The organism is Phaeodactylibacter luteus (assembly GCF_007993045.1).
GTDB lineage: Bacteria > Bacteroidota > Bacteroidia > Chitinophagales > Saprospiraceae > Phaeodactylibacter > Phaeodactylibacter luteus.
Genome location: NZ_VOOR01000243.1, coordinates 1 through 324, shown reverse-complemented (window position 1 = coordinate 324; position 324 = coordinate 1). Strand labels below are relative to the sequence as shown.

Here is a 324-nt window from a genome sequence, read left to right as displayed (position 1 = left end):
GTGTGCCGCTTCCGATACCCTCCTGCTCGCCGCTGCAGCCCCGCCCACTGTGCAGGCTCAGCCCGCAGGGCCGTTCTGCGCATCCGATACCCTGCAGCTCCTGCAAGCCTCCCCTCCAGGAGGCACATGGTCCGGCAGTGCAGCGCCCGGCGGAGCATTCAGGCCCGCTGACCTCGGCCCGGGCACATTCCCAGCCATATATACCTTTGCCGACAGCCTCGGGTGCACTGCCGCCGACACCATCCCCGTCGATGTCCTGCCACTGCCACAGGCTGCCATCTCCGGCCAGGCCGATATCTGCCCGGGGGACACCGCAATGTTCGC

1 protein-coding gene is annotated in these 324 nt (G+C 68.2%); it reads left to right on the top strand.

Features of this window, described 5'->3' with window-relative positions; genetic code table 11:
* A partial coding sequence (locus tag FRY97_RS22760) for a hypothetical protein (protein WP_170254904.1) occupies positions 1-324 on the top strand: 324 nt, incomplete at both ends.